The sequence below is a fragment of the Paenibacillus sp. JCM 9796 genome (genome assembly GCF_055379675.1).
In genome coordinates this window covers 3862008-3878185 of record NZ_AP043723.1, presented here as the reverse complement: position 1 = coordinate 3878185, position 16178 = coordinate 3862008, and the positions used below count along the sequence as shown (strand labels likewise).

General features: G+C 55.3%; 15 protein-coding genes and 1 riboswitch. Of the genes, 4 read left to right on the top strand and 11 right to left on the bottom strand.

The features are described from left to right. Nucleotides 1–38: 38 nt before the first annotated feature. The gene (locus tag ACZ439_RS18805) at nucleotides 39–179 is read right to left on the bottom strand and encodes a hypothetical protein (RefSeq protein ID WP_155614605.1); all 141 of its coding nucleotides are present in this window, start codon (nucleotides 177–179) and stop codon (nucleotides 39–41) included. Nucleotides 180–363: 184 nt separating this feature from the next. On the opposite strand from ACZ439_RS18805, the gene ACZ439_RS18800 reads away from it, so the two are divergent. Then, nucleotides 364–882: a DUF3231 family protein gene (locus ACZ439_RS18800; RefSeq protein ID WP_054797797.1), complete on the top strand. Its 519-nt coding sequence runs from the start codon at nucleotides 364–366 to the stop codon at nucleotides 880–882. 84 nt (nucleotides 883–966) lie between these two features. Here the strand turns inward: ACZ439_RS18800 and sdhB are convergent, their stop codons facing one another. The 3 genes from sdhB to ACZ439_RS18785 are packed head-to-tail and all read right to left on the bottom strand — an operon-like array spanning nucleotide 967 to nucleotide 4170. Continuing rightward, the gene (gene sdhB / locus ACZ439_RS18795; RefSeq protein WP_127604868.1) at nucleotides 967–1734 is read right to left on the bottom strand and encodes a succinate dehydrogenase iron-sulfur subunit; all 768 of its coding nucleotides are present in this window, start codon (nucleotides 1732–1734) and stop codon (nucleotides 967–969) included. 2 nt (nucleotides 1735–1736) lie between these two features. Continuing rightward, nucleotides 1737–3497, bottom strand: coding sequence for a succinate dehydrogenase flavoprotein subunit (gene sdhA / locus ACZ439_RS18790; protein ID WP_127604870.1), 1761 nt, complete (start codon nucleotides 3495–3497; stop codon nucleotides 1737–1739). A gap of 16 nt (nucleotides 3498–3513) precedes the next feature. Next, the gene (locus tag ACZ439_RS18785; RefSeq protein ID WP_054797796.1) at nucleotides 3514–4170 is read right to left on the bottom strand and encodes a succinate dehydrogenase cytochrome b558 subunit; all 657 of its coding nucleotides are present in this window, start codon (nucleotides 4168–4170) and stop codon (nucleotides 3514–3516) included. A 255-nt stretch (nucleotides 4171–4425) separates the two neighbouring features. Between ACZ439_RS18785 and ACZ439_RS18780 the strand changes: the two genes are divergently transcribed. Continuing rightward, nucleotides 4426–5313, top strand: a complete 888-nt coding sequence (locus tag ACZ439_RS18780) for a LysR family transcriptional regulator (RefSeq protein ID WP_127604872.1) — start codon at nucleotides 4426–4428, stop codon at nucleotides 5311–5313. A 10-nt stretch (nucleotides 5314–5323) separates the two neighbouring features. On the opposite strand, the gene ACZ439_RS18775 is transcribed toward ACZ439_RS18780, so the two are convergent. Genes ACZ439_RS18775 through ACZ439_RS18765 form a run of 3 tightly spaced genes read right to left on the bottom strand, consistent with a single transcriptional unit; the run spans nucleotide 5324 to nucleotide 8629 of the window. Then, on the bottom strand, nucleotides 5324–6544 hold the full coding sequence (locus ACZ439_RS18775; RefSeq protein ID WP_054797795.1) for a cation:proton antiporter: 1221 nt from the start codon (nucleotides 6542–6544) through the stop codon (nucleotides 5324–5326). Nucleotides 6545–6597: 53 nt separating this feature from the next. After that, on the bottom strand, nucleotides 6598–7263 hold the full coding sequence (locus ACZ439_RS18770) for a potassium channel family protein (protein ID WP_054797794.1): 666 nt from the start codon (nucleotides 7261–7263) through the stop codon (nucleotides 6598–6600). Between the two features lie 13 nt (nucleotides 7264–7276). After that, on the bottom strand, nucleotides 7277–8629 hold the full coding sequence (locus ACZ439_RS18765) for a TrkH family potassium uptake protein (RefSeq protein ID WP_464620032.1): 1353 nt from the start codon (nucleotides 8627–8629) through the stop codon (nucleotides 7277–7279). A gap of 70 nt (nucleotides 8630–8699) precedes the next feature. Continuing rightward, nucleotides 8700–8850, bottom strand: a riboswitch (cyclic di-AMP (ydaO/yuaA leader). 237 nt (nucleotides 8851–9087) lie between these two features. Here ACZ439_RS18765 and ACZ439_RS18760 point away from each other — a divergent pair. Beyond that, a complete protein-coding gene (locus ACZ439_RS18760) occupies nucleotides 9088–10719 on the top strand; it encodes a CPBP family intramembrane glutamic endopeptidase (RefSeq protein ID WP_464620031.1) in 1632 nt (543 codons plus the stop codon). Here ACZ439_RS18760 and uvrC read toward each other — a convergent pair. Next, nucleotides 10676–12688 carry an excinuclease ABC subunit UvrC gene (gene uvrC / locus ACZ439_RS18755; protein ID WP_464620030.1) on the bottom strand — a complete coding sequence of 671 codons (2013 nt, stop codon included), beginning with the start codon at nucleotides 12686–12688 and terminating at the stop codon, nucleotides 10676–10678. The two genes, ACZ439_RS18760 and uvrC, sit on opposite strands and share 44 nt — an antisense overlap. Before the next feature lie 92 nt (nucleotides 12689–12780). Beyond that, the gene (gene trxA / locus ACZ439_RS18750; protein WP_054797792.1) at nucleotides 12781–13098 is read right to left on the bottom strand and encodes a thioredoxin; all 318 of its coding nucleotides are present in this window, start codon (nucleotides 13096–13098) and stop codon (nucleotides 12781–12783) included. A gap of 229 nt (nucleotides 13099–13327) precedes the next feature. Here trxA and ACZ439_RS18745 point away from each other — a divergent pair, with 229 nt between their 5' ends. Then, entirely contained in the window at nucleotides 13328–13477 is a 150-nt protein-coding gene (locus tag ACZ439_RS18745; protein WP_127604883.1) for a YqzM family protein, read from the top strand. 122 nt (nucleotides 13478–13599) lie between these two features. Here ACZ439_RS18745 and zapE read toward each other — a convergent pair whose 3' ends face one another. Beyond that, the gene (gene zapE, locus ACZ439_RS18740; RefSeq protein WP_054797791.1) at nucleotides 13600–14553 is read right to left on the bottom strand and encodes an AFG1/ZapE family ATPase; all 954 of its coding nucleotides are present in this window, start codon (nucleotides 14551–14553) and stop codon (nucleotides 13600–13602) included. A gap of 69 nt (nucleotides 14554–14622) precedes the next feature. Next, nucleotides 14623–16134: a DnaD domain protein gene (locus tag ACZ439_RS18735; RefSeq protein ID WP_464620029.1), complete on the bottom strand. Its 1512-nt coding sequence runs from the start codon at nucleotides 16132–16134 to the stop codon at nucleotides 14623–14625. Between the last annotated feature and the right edge of the window lie 44 nt (nucleotides 16135–16178).

The following is a 16178-nucleotide window of genomic DNA, read 5'->3' as shown; positions in this document are numbered from 1 at the left end:
GTTCCGCCCTCTGGCGAAACGGCTGAACAAGACCATCGTTATATCGACGGTCTATTCGGCTCATGCTTGTCCTTGTGATAGGTCGGCATGGTGTAAGCTTTGCTTTCCACCGCCTGATTCGAGTGATCGGCCATCGACTGCATGGTTTGATTCATGCTTTTGTTTTTGCCTTTGCGCATCGAGCTTCCCTCCATCCGTTAGAACAATATGAGTTGCAGAGTATGCCTTCATGTTTTGTCACCAAACACCGGAAGATATGCAGGACGCAAGACGCCAATAATTCCTACGGTAAGGGAAGATAGATCGTCGGTTCTCCGTACATACTACACGAGGAACTTCATCACCATGCGAAGGAGAATCGATATGGGAATCTTAGACGGAAATCCGAAACACGAGCCTATGCATTATGGTGAAATTTATGCTTTGTGGGCATTCAGCTCGCAGACAAAGCTAGCTTCAACCGGTTACCATACGCTGCGTAATCACGCCGGTGATTCGGATTTAAGAGAATTCATGAAGGAATTAATCGATGTCGCGGCTAAAGAAATCGATGACTGCGATGCACTGTTAATCAAGAACGGCATCACCCCCCCGCCGTCGCCGCCGGAGAAGCCGAAAGCGAATCTGGAAGACATTCCGGCAGGCGCTCGTTTCACCGATCAGGAAATATCCGCCTCATTGAGCGTCGATCTGATCATCGGATTAAACATGTGCAGCCAAATCATCGGTCAAGCCATTCGCGAGGATATTGGCATGTTATTTACGAAGTATCATCAAACCAAGACCGGCCTCAGCAGCAAGCTGCTGCGCATGAACAAAGCCAAGGGCTGGCTCGTGCCGCCGCCACTGCAGCTGCAGACGAAAGAATTGGTGCACAGCTAGTCCTTCAATCACAAAAAGGCTCCCTACCGCGCCAAGCGCAAGGTAGGGAGCCTTCATCATTGTATCAAGTTCGGCGTAAGGTAATTACATGCTGAGCCATTTCTTGAACAGATGCTTCGTCGTGTCGAGATTCATCGCCGCGATCGAAGTCGTAAGCGGAATGCCTTTCGGGCAGGAGCGCACGCAGTTCTGCGAGTTGCCGCAGCCTTCGATGCCGCCGTCTTCCATCAGCGCTTCCAGACGCTCGTGAGCGTTCATCTCGCCCGTCGGGTGAGCGTTGAACAACCGTACTTGCGAAATGGCAGCCGGTCCGATGAACGTCGTCTTGTCGTTCACATTCGGACAGGATTCCAGGCACACGCCGCAAGTCATACATTTGGACAGCTCATAGGCCCATTGACGCTTGGACTCCGCCATCCGCGGTCCCGGTCCGAGATCGTACGTACCGTCGATCGGAATCCACGCTTTCACTTTCTTCAAAGCCGAGAACATGCGCTCACGGTTGATGACCAGGTCGCGGACGACCGGGAAGGTGCTCATCGGAGCGATCCGGATCGGCTGCTCCAGCTTGTCGACAAGCGCGCTGCAAGCTTGGCGCGGCTTTCCGTTAATGACCATGGAGCAAGCTCCGCATACTTCTTCCAAACAGTTCGATTCCCAGCACACCGGCGTCGTTTTGTCGCCTTTGGCATTCACGGGATTCCGCTGTACCTCCATCAGAGCGCTGATCACGTTCATGTTCGGACGGTATGGAACCTCGAACTCTTCCGTATACGGCTTGCTTTCCGCTGAGTCCTGACGGGTGACGATAAACTTAATCTTTTTGTTTGCTGTCGCGGTTGCTTCGGCCATGATCAATGACCTCCCTTCTTCTTGTCGGTTGTGTAGTCACGTTTACGCGGCGCGATCAAGGAGACGTCGACATCTTCCCACTCGATTTGCGGGCCGTCGGCCGTCCATTTCGCCTTCGTCGTCTTCAAGAACTCCTCGTCGTTACGTTCCGGGAACTCCGGCTTGTAGTGCGCGCCGCGGCTCTCGTTACGAAGAAGTCCGCCAAGCGTCATCGCGTGCGCGAGCTCCAGCATGTTCCACAATTGACGCGTATAAGCGACGCCCGGGTTGTTGAAGCGAGCCGAGTCGTTGATGTTAATGTTTTTGTAGCGCTGCTTCAGCTCGTTGATTTTATCGATCGTTTGCTCCAGGTTTTTGTTGTAGCGAACGACCGTCATGTTGTTGGTCATCCATTCGCCGAGCTCTTTGCCAAGCACGTACGCATTTTCCGTACCGTTCATTTTCAGGATGCTTTCGTACTTCTCGGTGTGCAGCTTCGCATAACGTTCGTAAACGGTCGAGGAAATGTCCTCCGCATGCTTATCCAACCCTTTGATGTACTCGATCGCTTTCGGACCGGCCACCATACCGCCGTAGATCGCGGAGAGCAAGGAGTTCGCGCCCAGACGGTTCGCGCCGTGGTACTGGTACTCGCACTCGCCTGCGGCGAACAAGCCCGGAATGTTCGTCATCTGGTTGTAGTCGACCCACATACCGCCCATCGAATAGTGAACGGCCGGGAAAATCTTCATCGGGATTTTACGCGGATCGTCTCCCATGAATTTCTCGTAGATCTCGATAATACCGCCCAGCTTGACGTCGAGCTCCTTCGGATCTTTATGCGACAAGTCGAGGTAAACCATGTTCTCGCCGTTGACGCCGAGCTTCATGTCGACGCAGACAGCGAAAATTTCGCGAGTCGCGATATCGCGCGGAACCAGGTTTCCGTAAGCCGGATATTTCTCTTCGAGGAAATACCAAGGCTTCCCGTCCTTGTACGTCCATACTCGTCCGCCTTCACCGCGAGCCGATTCGCTCATCAGACGCAGCTTGTCGTCCCCGGGAATCGCCGTCGGGTGAATCTGAATGAATTCGCCGTTCGCATAATATACGCCTTGCTGATATACGGCACTGGCTGCCGTACCCGTATTGATAACCGAGTTCGTCGTTTTCCCGAAAATGATCCCGGGACCGCCCGTCGCCAAAATAACCGCATCCGCAGCGAACGTATTGACTTCCATGCTGCGCAGATCTTGTCCGGCAATACCGCGGCATACGCCGTCGTCGTCCAGAATCGCGCCGAGGAATTCCCAGTGCTCGTATTTCTTCACGAGGCCGGCCGTTTCCCAGCGGCGTACTTGCTCGTCGAGCGCGTACAAGAGCTGCTGGCCTGTCGTGGCGCCGGCGAACGCCGTACGGTGATGCTTCGTGCCCCCGAAGCGGCGGAAGTCAAGCAAGCCTTCCGGGGTACGGTTAAACATAACGCCCATCCGGTCCATTAAGTGAATGATGCCCGGCGCGGCTTCGCACATCGCTTTAACCGGCGGTTGGTTGGCAAGGAAGTCGCCACCGTATACAGAGTCGTCAAAGTGCTCCCAGGGAGAATCGCCTTCGCCTTTTGTGTTAACGGCGCCGTTGATGCCCCCTTGAGCACAGACGGAGTGAGAACGTTTAACAGGAACCAGAGAGAACAAGTCGACATGGACTCCGGCTTCTGCAGCTTTAATGGTGGCCATCAAGCCTGCAAGGCCCCCACCGACTACGATAACTTTCGAATTCGCCATGATTGTCCGATCCCCCTTAACCTTTCGTTACTGACGTTACATGCTGAAACGCTGGATCCAAGAATGCCGTCAGCGACATAATGAACATAGCGGACATCACCACGAAAACGCCCATCCAAACGTAAGTCGACACACGCTGCGCGCGCGGACCGACCGTAATGCCCCAGCTGACCAGGAACGACCACATGCCGTTGCTGAAGTGGAACACAGCGGCGATGACGCCGATTACATACAATACGAAGTAAACCGGATTCGATGCGATTTGGTGCATATGCGAGCCGATCTCCATTTGCTCGACGCTGCCGATCGCAATTTGAAAACGGGTTTGGAAAAAGTGCCACGCCACGAACAGGAACGTAACCACACCGGTCACGCGCTGCAAGAAGAACATCACGTTGCGGAAATAGCCGTAGTTATTTACGTTATTTCGCGCCGTGTAGGCGACATACAAACCGTAAATCGCGTGATACGCCAGCGGAATCCAAATGCCGAAAATTTCGAGCGCCAATACGAGCGGCAAACTGTGCAGCCATTCGACGTGCTCAAGAAAGCTCTCGGGTCCGCCCTTCGCTGCCGAGTAGTTCGTCAGCAGGTGTTCGATCAGGAAAAACCCGACCGGAATAACCCCCAGTAAGGAATGGAGCTTTCGTGAAAAGTACGAGTTCTTGAACATTACCCTTCGTTCCCCCCTAAAATTAGGCTTGCCACGGCCTTCGTGAAAACCATTACCCATTGTACTCCCGACGCCTGAGAGCGTCAACACAAAACGATACAACTATTTTCCATGAATCGACAGTCTTGTATACGGTTCACGGTAATTATTGTGAACAATCCGTGACATATACATCCTACTCTTATTTCGCTTATAATGGAAGTGCCGATTTCTTATAATCTCTTATAACTACAGTGCATATAGAAAGGAATAACTATGGAACAATTCGACATGTTCGTCACGGTCGTGCAGCAGCAAAGCTTGAATAAAGCGTCACAATTGCTGAACATCTCGCAGCCCGCCCTTTCGCGCAAAATCATGAAGCTGGAGCAGGAGCTTGGCGTCGAGCTGTTCCGCCGTAAAGGCAAGCGGCTCGAGCTGACGCGCGCCGGCGAGGTCTGTTACGAATATGCGCTCGATCAGCAGCGTCTGGAGCGGAAGCTGCACGATTCGCTGCGCGCGTTCCGTTCCGCGACGAAACCGGCCAGCATCGTCATCGGCGCCAGTCTGACCACCCTGCAATCCACCTTGCCCGATTTGATCACCATTTATACACGCGAGCATCCGCATACCGATATTAAAGCCGTCACCGGCAAAACGCACGAGGTCGTCCCGCTCGTCAAGGAGAAAAAAGTCGACATCGGTCTTGTCGCCTCGCAAATCGACGACCCCGGCCTCGTCAGCGTCCCGCTGTTCGACGATCATCTCTGTCTGGTGCTCCCCGCCGCACACCCTTATGCCGATCACGCCGGCTTGACCGTTCACGATTTGCACGAGCTGCCGATGATCTTATTCTCCCGCGGGACATGGTATCGCGTACTGATGGACGAAATGTTCCATCGCTGCGGCGTCCATCCGGATGTGAAGATGGAGATCGATTCGTTCGAAGCGATCGTCCGCCTCGTCGCGACGTGCCAGACAGCCACGCTGCTCCCGGAATCGTACCTGCGCCATCCGCTGGTCGGCAACAATGAGCTGACCGTTCGTTTCGTCCCCGAGCTGGAGCAAACGAAAAGAACGACTTCGCTCCTATATACGGAGGAAGCCGCTCTCGAAGCGCCGATCCGGCGGTTTATCGACCTGGCGGTGAAGCATTACCGTTGACCCTCCAGGCTCACTTCTCCTCGAGCCCCAGCTTGCGCGCGGCATAAGCCGTCGTGCTCGCCTGGAGCAGGATCGTGAGCAGCACCGCCAGGAACGTAACGGACGAGATGATGTCCGCATGCGCGATGCCCATCCCGGCTACCATACCCGACAGCGCGGCGGGAATGACGCCCGTCTCCCGCACCCAGAACATAAATACAATCTCGTTCCGCTCCCACTTGGCCTTCCGGTCCGGAAGCGCGGAGGCCAGCACGGTAAGCGGCCTTGCGATCAGCATGAATACCGCAATGACACCGAGGCTCGGCCACAAGTGTTCGAAGATAATGCCGAAGTTTACCTGGCTTCCGAGCAGAATGAAAATAAGCATGCGCATCAGCACCGTCATATTTTCGGTAAAGTGGCCCATTTCCTGCAGCTTGTCGTCCATGTGGAGCTTGAACAAATCGCTGTTCCCCCAAATCAGTCCGGCCGTGAACGTCGCCATAAATCCGCTCACATGCAGCGCGTCGCCCAGCCAGTAGGCCCCAAGCGCGGTAACGACGAGGGCGATCGTGGTGTAATCGCGCAGCCATCCGAGCCTCAGGTGCGCCGTGATGAACGCCAGCCCGAACCCGACGCCGATGCCGACCGCGATGCCGCCGAGCGCCGTTTGCAGAAACTCGAGCACGCTTGAGGAAAGCGATATCGCCTGTCCGCCCGTAATCGCGCCGAGCACCGAGAAGGTGAGGATCGAGCCGGTTGCGTCGTTGAAGGCGGATTCGCTTTCCACCGTTTCCCGTACTTTGCTCCGGATCTTCACTTGCTTGAAGACGGGGATCAGCGTCGCCGGGTCGGTCGACGAAATAATCGCCCCAAGCAGCACCGCATACATGAACGGGATCCCCAGCAGGTAATGGGCGGCGAAAGCGACGACCGCGCACGTAATCAGCACGCCCGGCACGCTTAGCAAGGTAAGGGTGACCCATACCTGGCGAAGGCCCGACAGCCGGATGTTGCGCCCCCCGTCGAATAAGATGAGCGCGGAACCGACGGTTAAGATGAATTGATTCGTGAACGTGCTGCTCGGCTCGTGAATCAGGTGCAGCCCTTGACCGACGATCATGCCTGCGGCCAAAAAGAGAGCGACGTCCGGCAGTTTCAGCCAATTCGCCGCTTTTCCGAAAATCATGCCCAGAAATAAGACGGAAACGATTAAAAAGATGACATGCTCGATAAGTACGGCATTCTCCAACTCTCCGCGGCTCCTTCCTATATAAACATAACGGTCGATCGTCTAACAAAGCCTTAACGAACCAAAGTGTTCTCGAAATGCTCGATCTGTTCGTTCGTGCCAATGATGACCATGACGTCCTTCTCGTCTACGGTATCGGTAGCCGTCGGCGCGATGATCACGTCGCCATGCTTCTTATTGATAGCGACGACGCTGCAGCCATAACGAGCCCGGGTATCAAGCTCCTTCAACGACAGACCGTCCAAACACTTCGGAACGGCCAGCTCGGCGATCGTGTACTCCTTCGACAGCTCGATATAATCGAGCAGATTCGGGGAAACCAGCTGATGCGCGACGCGAATGCCCATATCCCGTTCCGGGAAAATGACCCGGTCGACGCCGATCTTATGCAGCACCTTCCCGTGCAGCTCGGACAACGCCTTGGCCACAACCATCTTCACCCCGATATCCTTCAAGAGGATCGTCGTCAGGATGCTGGCTTGAATATCGTTGCCGATCGCTACGATCACGCAATCAAAATTCCGGATCCCAAGCGAACGAATGACATCTTCGTCCGTCGAATCCGCAACGACGACGTGCGTGAGCTCTTCGCTCATTTCTTCTACCGCTTCCTCGTCCATATCGATCCCCATTACTTCATAACCGAGCTGTATGAGCTCCTTTGCCAGACTCGAGCCGAAACGGCCGAGTCCGATTACCGCGTACTGACTGCGTTTCATCGAATGCCTCTCCCTATCCAATCGTAATTTTCCCTTCCGGGTATCTGAACAGCTCTTTCTCTGCCTTCGGACCGAGCGCATACGCGAGCGTCAACGGACCGAGCCGGCCGATAAACATCGTAAGGGCGATCATCAACTTGCCGAACGTGGTCAAATCGGGCGTGAGCCCCATCGACAGTCCGACCGTGCCGAAAGCCGACGTCGCTTCGAACAAAATCATCAGGAAATTGTGATCTTCCGTCGTGGACAGCAGCATGGTGACGAGGATGACCCAGAACAAGGCGATCATGGTTAACGTAATCGCTTTAAGAATCCGGTCTTTGCCGAGCCGGTTATGGAACAGCACGATATCCTCTTTCCCCCGGATCATCGCGATAATCGCCCCGATCAGCGTCGTGAACGTCGTCGTCTTGATCCCGCCACCCGTCGATCCCGGGGACGCCCCGATGAACATGAGAACAATAATGAAAAACTGCGTCGCCTGCCTCATGCCCGCGATGTCGATGCTGTTCGCGCCGGCCGTTCGAGGGGAGACCGATTGAAAGAACGAAGCCAGTATTTTACCGTTCCAGTTAAGCGTGGCAAGCGTCTTCGGATTCGTAAATTCAAAGATGAAGATGACGATGGCGCCGACCAGGATCAGAATGCCGCTCGCGCTCAACACGACCTTGGAATGGAGCGACAGCCGGCGGCGCTGCTTGTACTCCATCAAGTCGGACAGGACGACAAACCCGATCCCTCCTAATATAATCAACGCCATGGAGACGATATTGATCACATAATCGTCCGCGTAAGCCGTAATGCTGGAGAACTGGCCGGTAATCGGACCGAACAGATCGAACCCGGCGTTGTTAAAGAACGAGATCGCATGAAACACCCCATACCCCAGCGCACGCACCGGACCTAAATCGAACGACCACCGGATGGCGAAGATGACAGCCGCTGTGAACTCGATCGTCAACGAGTACACCAGAACTTTACGGATTAAGCGCACGATGCCTTCCATGCTGCCCTGATTCATCGCTTCTTGAAGAATGAGCCGTTCTTTCAGCGAAAGCCGCTTATTCAAGGCGAAGGCGAACAGGGTGGCCATGGTCATGAACCCGAGACCGCCGACCTGAATCAACGAAATAATGACAATCTTGCCGAATAAAGACCAATGAGTGCCTGTATCGACTACGGCCAGACCGGTCACACAGGTCGCCGAGGTCGCCGTGAACAACGCGTCCAGGAAAGGCGTCGGCACCCCGGACGCCGCTGACACCGGGAGCGTTAACAAGCCGGCGCCCGCCAGTATGATCAAGGCGAACCCGATGACCAAAATTTGCGGCGGGGTAAGCTCGATTTTTTTCGATTTGGATTTCATCCTGAACCTGCACCTTCTCAACTTTTTATGAACAACAAAAAAAAGACACGGGAAACCCAGTGCCATCCAAGGTTCCTGTAACACAAGCCTACGAGGTTAGCTGACGGATTCGGGTATACAGGCCCCCTATCCATGCGGCCCGTTACCCGGCCCTGCACGGAATTCACCCCTATGATTCATGGTTCCCCCGTTTTCTTGAAGAAATTCGGCTTCTTATTCAATTGATATGAATTATAAGGTTCTTTGGAACGAAGTACAAAGCTCTATTTGGCGGAAAAGGAAGGATTTTCGGAACATTACGATACATGACAGCGCTCTCAAACGGTGAAGTCTTCTCCTTGCTTGTTTTTTCCGGCGGTTTCTCGTGATATCATGAGATTACCCTATTAGCATGGATGGCCATAACGGAGAATACGATTAAGATAAGCTGTTACGATTTACCGGATAAGGAGTGTGTCATGCCCAACAAAGGTTCTCGTCCCCCCTTATGGCTGGCGGTCATCGGTCTTCTGCTGTACTTCGGGCTATCTTATCTCGCCCCGCTGATTCAGGACCACAACGATCTTGACGGGGAAGCACAGGCGGCGCCTGCCATTAGTAAAGCGGAAGCGGCCGACCTCGCGATCGCCTTCGCCGATCACAAATTCGGGCTCTCGCCCGGCCGCACGGCGGATACGTTGTTTCAATCGAACACGGTTCGCAGCGGGTACATCCAGAAGGAAGGCTTGGAGGAAGAGTATCGAAAGCGGTTCGAGAAGCGTTATCCAATCGATTATTACGAAGTGGAAATCCGCGATGGGCAAGCCACCTATTACATCGGGGTCAACTTCAACAACCGTCAGGTGATCAGCTATAGCGCTTCGAAAGCGCCGACGGCCAAAACCGAAGCGCGGCCGGCGGCGGAAACGGATGCGTCCTCGATCGCCGTAAGCGCCGTCCGCGATATGGGCTTCGATCCGGCTGCGTTCACACTGGCTGGCAGCGCTGCGGACAAACGCCCGCCCGGCGAATTCGTATTCGTCAGCAAGACGGAGCGGATCGGCGAAGCCCCGCTGGAGCTGCACGTGCAGACGGCGAACGGGCAAGCGGTGTCGTTCCGCCCGGCATTCCCGCCGCCGGAAAGCTTCACGCTCTGGCAGCAGATGCAGGACGAGCGGTCCGCTCTGATGACGCGGATCAGCTTGTTCGCATCGCTGCTGATGGCGCTCGCCGCCTTGATCCTCGTCGTACGGCAGCGCAAACAGATCGACTTCGCGCGCGGCGCGCTGCTGTCGATCGTGTTCCTGGCGATCTATGTGAGCAATAACTACAATCTGATGCCCGCCTTCCGTACGATGCACGGCAGCGGTCCTTCGGGGCCGGATGCGGTGTTGTACTTGTGGATCAGCAACATCTATGTGGCGCTGATGGCGTTGTCCTCTTACTTCGCCCTGGTTGCCGGAAGCCGGCTGACGCTTGACCGGGGCGAGCGCCCGTGGGCCGTATGGCGTGATGCGGACTTTGGCGGGCAAGTGAAGCAGGCGATGAGCAGCGGATATGTGATCGCCCTGTTCATTCTCGGCATCCAGCAGGCGTTGTTCTTCGCCGCCACCGAGCTGTTCGACGTCTGGGCCGTGAACGACCCGACCGATTCGGTGTACAATATGCTGCACCCCGAATGGTTTCCGCTGCTGGCCTGGTCTGCAGCCATCTCCGAGGAAGCCGTCTACCGGGTGCTCGGCGTGTCGCTTATGCTAAAGCTGACACGCCGTCCTTTCGTGGCGGTGCTTGTGCCTAGCGTCATCTGGGCGATGAGTCACACCCAGTACCCGGTATACCCGGTGTACACCCGGCTTGTAGAGGTGTCGGTCATCGGCATCGTGTTCGGTTACGCGTACTTGCGGTACGGCTTCCTGACCGCCCTGTTCGCCCACGCGGCGATGGACAGCATCCTGATGGGCTTCTCGCTGATGTACAGCGGCGACGACAGGCAAGCCGCCGTCGGCCTCGCGTACTTCTTCGCGCCGGCTGTCGTCGGTTGGCTGCTGCACAGGCTGCACGGGCGCTTCAGGCCTCGATCCCCGTCGAATCCGCCGCTGCGCCATCCGTAATCGGGTCGGCGCTATCGCTTGCGCCGGGCCCGGCTTCGGCTCCTTCGGCGGGGCGGTTCAAGGAAGCGAGAATGTGCTGCGCCAGCTTTTCCCCGATACCGAGAGGCTTGAAGTCTTCGACTTGAGCCTCTTTTATTTTTTTCAACGAGCCGAAGTGCTTCAAGAGCGCCTTGCGCCGCTTCTCGCCGATGCCCGTGATCGAATCGAGCGTCGATACGGTCATCGACTTGGCGCGCGTCTCGCGGTGGAACGTGATGGCGAAGCGATGCACCTCGTCCTGGATGCGCTGCAGCAAATAAAATTCCTGACTGTCGCGCGGCAATGGCACCACTTCGGGCGGATCGCCCATTAACAGCTGGGCCGTCTTGTGCTTGGCGTCTTTGACCAGACCGCATACCGGCAAATGCAAACCGAGCTCGTTCTCGAGCACGTCCACTGCAGCCGCCAGATGGCCCCTGCCGCCGTCGATGACGATCAGGTCGGGCATCTTCAGTCCTTCCTTCAACACACGCTCGTAGCGGCGTCTGACGACCTCACGCATCGTCTCGTAATCGTCCGGTCCCTGCACCGTCTTGATTTTGTACTTGCGGTATTCCTTGCGGTCCGGCTTGCCGTCCGTGAACACGACCATCGCCGACACCGGGTCGCTTCCCTGGATGTTCGAGTTGTCGAACGCTTCGATGCGATGGATCGTGCCCGTACCGAGGTATTGGCCCAAATTTTCAACGGCCTTGATCGTCCGCTCGGCATCCCGTTCGATCAGCTTAAACTTCTCTTCAAGCGCCACGCGCGCGTTGTCGCTCGCCATCTCAACCATGTTCTTCTTCAAGCCGCGGCGGGGCATATGCACCCGCACCTTCAGCCAGCTTTCGAGCGCATCCTTGACGTCGGATTTCGTCTCGGCCGCGGCCGTCTCCTCCGGCACAGGCGTTCCCTGCTCCGCGCCTGCGCCCGCCGCAGGCGTCTCCACAGCGGCCGGACGTTCCTCCGCCGGATTCGGCGGCAGGAAAATTTCCTTCGGCAGCGCCGGGTTATCGCTGTAATACTGGGTCACGAACGAGGTGAAATCGTCATACGCTTCGCCATAGTAAGGGAACATCGTCGCATGCCGCTCGATAAGCTTCCCTTGGCGCATATATAGAATCTGGACACACATCCACCCTTTGTCGACGGCAAAGCCGAATACGTCGCGGTCCATCTTATCGTTCGTCGTAATCTTCTGCTTCTCCATGACGGCGTCGATGTGCACAATTTGATCCCGCAGCTCCTTGGCCCGTTCGAAGTTCAGCTCCTCGGCCGCTTCCTGCATTTTGCGCTTCAGGTCCTCCTTGATCTCGTCGTGGCCGCCGTTCAAAAAGCGCGCGATCTCCCCGACCATCTTATCGTACGTCTCCTGCTCGACCTCGAACTCACAGGGTGCGATACACTGGCCCAAGTGGTAGTACAGGCATACCTTATCCGGCAGCGTATTGCACTTGCGCAGCGGGTACAACCGGTCCAGCAGCTTCTTCGTTTCCTGAGCGGCGTACGCATTCGGATACGGGCCGAAATATTTCGCCTTGTCCTTATGCACCCGCCGCGTCACTTCGAGCTTCGGATGCCGCTCGTGCGTAATTTTTATATAGGGAAAAGATTTATCGTCCTTCAGGAGTACATTGTACCTCGGGACGTACTTCTTGATCAGATTGCACTCCAGGATGAGCGCTTCCATGTTGCTGGCGGTCACGATATACTCGAAATCGACGATTTCGCTCACCAGCAGCTGCGTCTTCGCCGTATGACTGCCCGTAAAATAAGTCCTCAGCCGGTTGCGCAATATTTTCGCTTTGCCGACATAAATGATCGTGCCTTCGCGGTTCTTCATCAAGTAACAGCCCGGCAGCTCCGGAACGAGCGAAAGCTTCGTTTTGATCGCTTCCAGCGTCTTCTTCCGGTCCTGCGGATTCCATTCCCCATGCGTGTCCGACATGCCATTCTCTCCTTTCGCAGGCAACAAAAAAAAGCTCTTTTTCAGCATAGCAGAAAAAGAGCTTTTTCTCACGTCATCGTCAGACTGCCAAATTATTGATGGCGGCCCAATACGTTCTTCAACGCGTCTTTCGATTGGAAGCCGACGACCTTGTCCACCGGTTGACCGTCTTTGAAGACGATCAAGGTCGGGATACTCATAACGCCAAAGCGCGAAGCGGATTCCGGATTGTCGTCCACGTTCACCTTCGCGATCTTCACGTTGTCGCCGAGTTCTTTATCCAGCTCTTCCAGGACCGGAGCGATCATTTTGCAAGGACCGCACCAGGGAGCCCAGAAATCTACGAGAACCGTACCGGATCCTTCCACTTCACCGGTGAAGGATTGATCAGTCACATTTACAATAGCCATGATGGGAATTCTCCTTTCGCGGATAATGTCAACATGTAAAGTATACCACATTGCTTTCACTTTTCAACCGAACCAAAGTTTGCATAATTGTCACTTTCGCATCCTTTACAATCATCTGCGAAGTTGGGTATACTAGGCCTATATAATTACGATAAGTCTCGCGGTGTGCGATCGGACGTTCCTGAAGAGCCCTTCTTCGGGCCGCACGAAGCGACAAGGAGGAACTGAAATGAGTAACGATCCGAAACATCCGGAATTGCACGTATATGAAGAAGAGCGCAATGACTTGATCGATGTCGCGTTGGGCTTCGGGGTTTTCTTCGGCGTTTTGTTTTTAATCGCGATCGTAGCCACAGTCATCACGCTGGTTGCGAAGTAACGATTGGGTAAGGCGATACCTGCTGCCGGATGAGGCGGCAGGTATTTTTTTGTGCGCGAGGCCCGTCCGCGGTCTGTGGTGCGTGCGGTCCTTGCTGCGCCCCGTACTCCCTGCCTATTCCTTTATTTCGATCCCCGCTTGTTATACCCGTTCACCATCACCACATCGACGAAAGGCCGAATCCGGTCCATAATGCGCCGGCCCTTATACTCCTCGTCCCCGTCCTTGCTCGTAAAGCTGAAATGCTTCTCCAGCGCGTCCAGATCGTGATTCGACGTGAAGAAGGTCGGCTTCCGGTTCATCCGGTAGTTCAGAATCGCACCCATCACATGATCGCGCAGCCACGGATTTAAATTTTCCGCGCCGATGTCGTCGAACACGAGCAGGTCGGTTTCTTTCAGGATGTCGATCGTTTCCTTCAGCTTCAGCGGGTCCTGGAACATCGACTTCAAATCCTCGGCAAAATCCGGCATATACACAATTGCGCCGGTATAGCCGTCCTTCGCCAGCTCGTAGAGCATGTAACACATCAGGAACGTCTTCCCGGTGCCGAAATGGCCGGCCAAGTACAAGCCCGTCTGCGGCAGCCCTTTCGTACGCACGTTCAAAATATAATCCATCACTTGCCCGACCGCTTCCTCCCGCTGCGGATCCTTGTCCAGAATCTCCAGCGACGAATACCCTTGGGAAAGCGCGCGTTCATCCACATAAAAGCTTCGGATCCGGCTGCGAACCGCATCCTGCGTCGACTTCGCCAAAAACTTCTTGCACGCCACCTTATGATCGTAGACGCGCGTCCAGTCATCCCCCGGCTCCACCTGGAGCATCGTGTAATGGCCTTCGAGATCGTTCGGGCAGCGGTCAAGCCCCGGACAATTCGTACAATTATTGTATTCCTTCACATATTGATGCAGCTTGTTTAAATTCAGCTTGATCGTCTGGTTATCGAGCTGCGGATACTTGCTCCGCAGCTTCACGATCAGCGGATCGGCCGCAACCTCGCGCAGCTTCTCTTCCGCTTGCTTCAACAGCTGCCGGCCCTGCGAGCCGCGCAGCAGCTCCCCTAGCGATTCCAACGCGAAGCACCTCCCCCATGAAGTACCTGTTTCTCTTCTCCGGTTCTCTCACTCAGTCCCCGGCAGCCGCTACCTTTGTCCGTCCAGCTGCTGCGCTTTCCGGCGCAGCGCCTCCCGCTCCTCATCCGAACGCGGCTTGCTCGGGGCCGAATCCGGCACGATCGGAATGAGCGGCTTCTGCCTTGCGCCGCCACGGCCGGACTTGGCCGTACCTCCGCTGCCTCCGCGATAGGCGCCCTGCGTGCCCTGAGCCGTTTTTTTCTCGCTGTACGCCATTTGCTCGCGCACGTAACGAACGGCTTGCTCGAACGATCCGACCTGTTTCCCCAGCATGTCGGTGACGATCGCTTCCATATATTTTTTCGACCAGGAACGTTTGGTGACATAAATATAATGAATAAGGACGTTGATCACTTCTTCATGCAAACCGTAATTCAGCTCGACCTTCGCCAGCGTATCGAGCAGCCCGTCCGGCACCGTGCCTTTAGAAAAAATTTTCTCCAGCAAAAACATGTACGGCTCGTTCCGCAAAATGTAATTATACTGATGCTGGTTGCACTCTCCTTGAAACAAATCCGGCACGTCCAGGTAAAATTCCATCTCGACCGGCTTATCCTTCGAACCGGCCCCTTCCACCTTCTCTTCACCTTCCGCATCGGCCTTGCCGGGCAGCTTGGCCATCCACCTTACCCTATCTTCCGTTCGTTTCTTATCTTGACGGAATACTTGGTTCGCTTTATGCTGCAGCAGCTCGAGCGCGAGCGTGCCCGCTTCGTCGAATACGCCGTCCTCGTCCAGCAGCCGGCAGATGTCGGTTAGGTAGAGGCTGTACTTTTTCGCTACGAAATTGATCGTCGCCATCTGCTCGGGCTCGTATTTCAACCGCTCGACATATTCCCGGTTGAACGACTCCCTCGGAAAATGCATGATGATTTCCGCATACGTGAACCCTTTGTACGTCACTTCCGGCTTCGTCTGGTCAGTCGTGGCTGCGGCCGATTCGAAGAAAGCCTGCTCCAGCTCCTGATCGACGACCTGCGTGTTTAGCCGGAACAGCTCGTAGAACGGCACCGATAAATTTTCGGCGTTCGCCTGCTTCAGCTCGTCCGCTTCGGGCAGCATAAATTCGTCCCGCAGCGCAAAAACGGCATACTTTCCGACTTTATCGCGAAGCAGCAGCGTGAGATGGTGGTTTTTGAAAAACTCCCCCGGCGTCAGCGGTTCGAACAGCTGATACTCGTACAAATAGTCCTCCGAAGCGGCCGCAAAGCGGCGTGACGTGCGAAGCAGACCGACAGCCTCCAGCTTGGAGGTTTGCTCGATAAACCATTTACGCCCGCGCTCTCCGGCCTCGATCTCCATCGTCAGAAACAGCTTCCGCTGCTGCTCGATCGGCGAGAAGCCCACTTGATCGGCAGGCAGCTGGTGATACAATGTATAATAAACGCTAAGGGCAAAAGCGCCGACCATCGGCTGGTACATCGAGGTCAGCACCTTGTAATCGAGACTGCTTAAGGCAAAGTCGCGGTTAACGACAAACCGGTGATACTCGGAAAAGTGAAGCATATTCGTAATTCGCATGCATACAAAACTCCATCCGTGTTGCTAAAGTCTTAATCTTCATT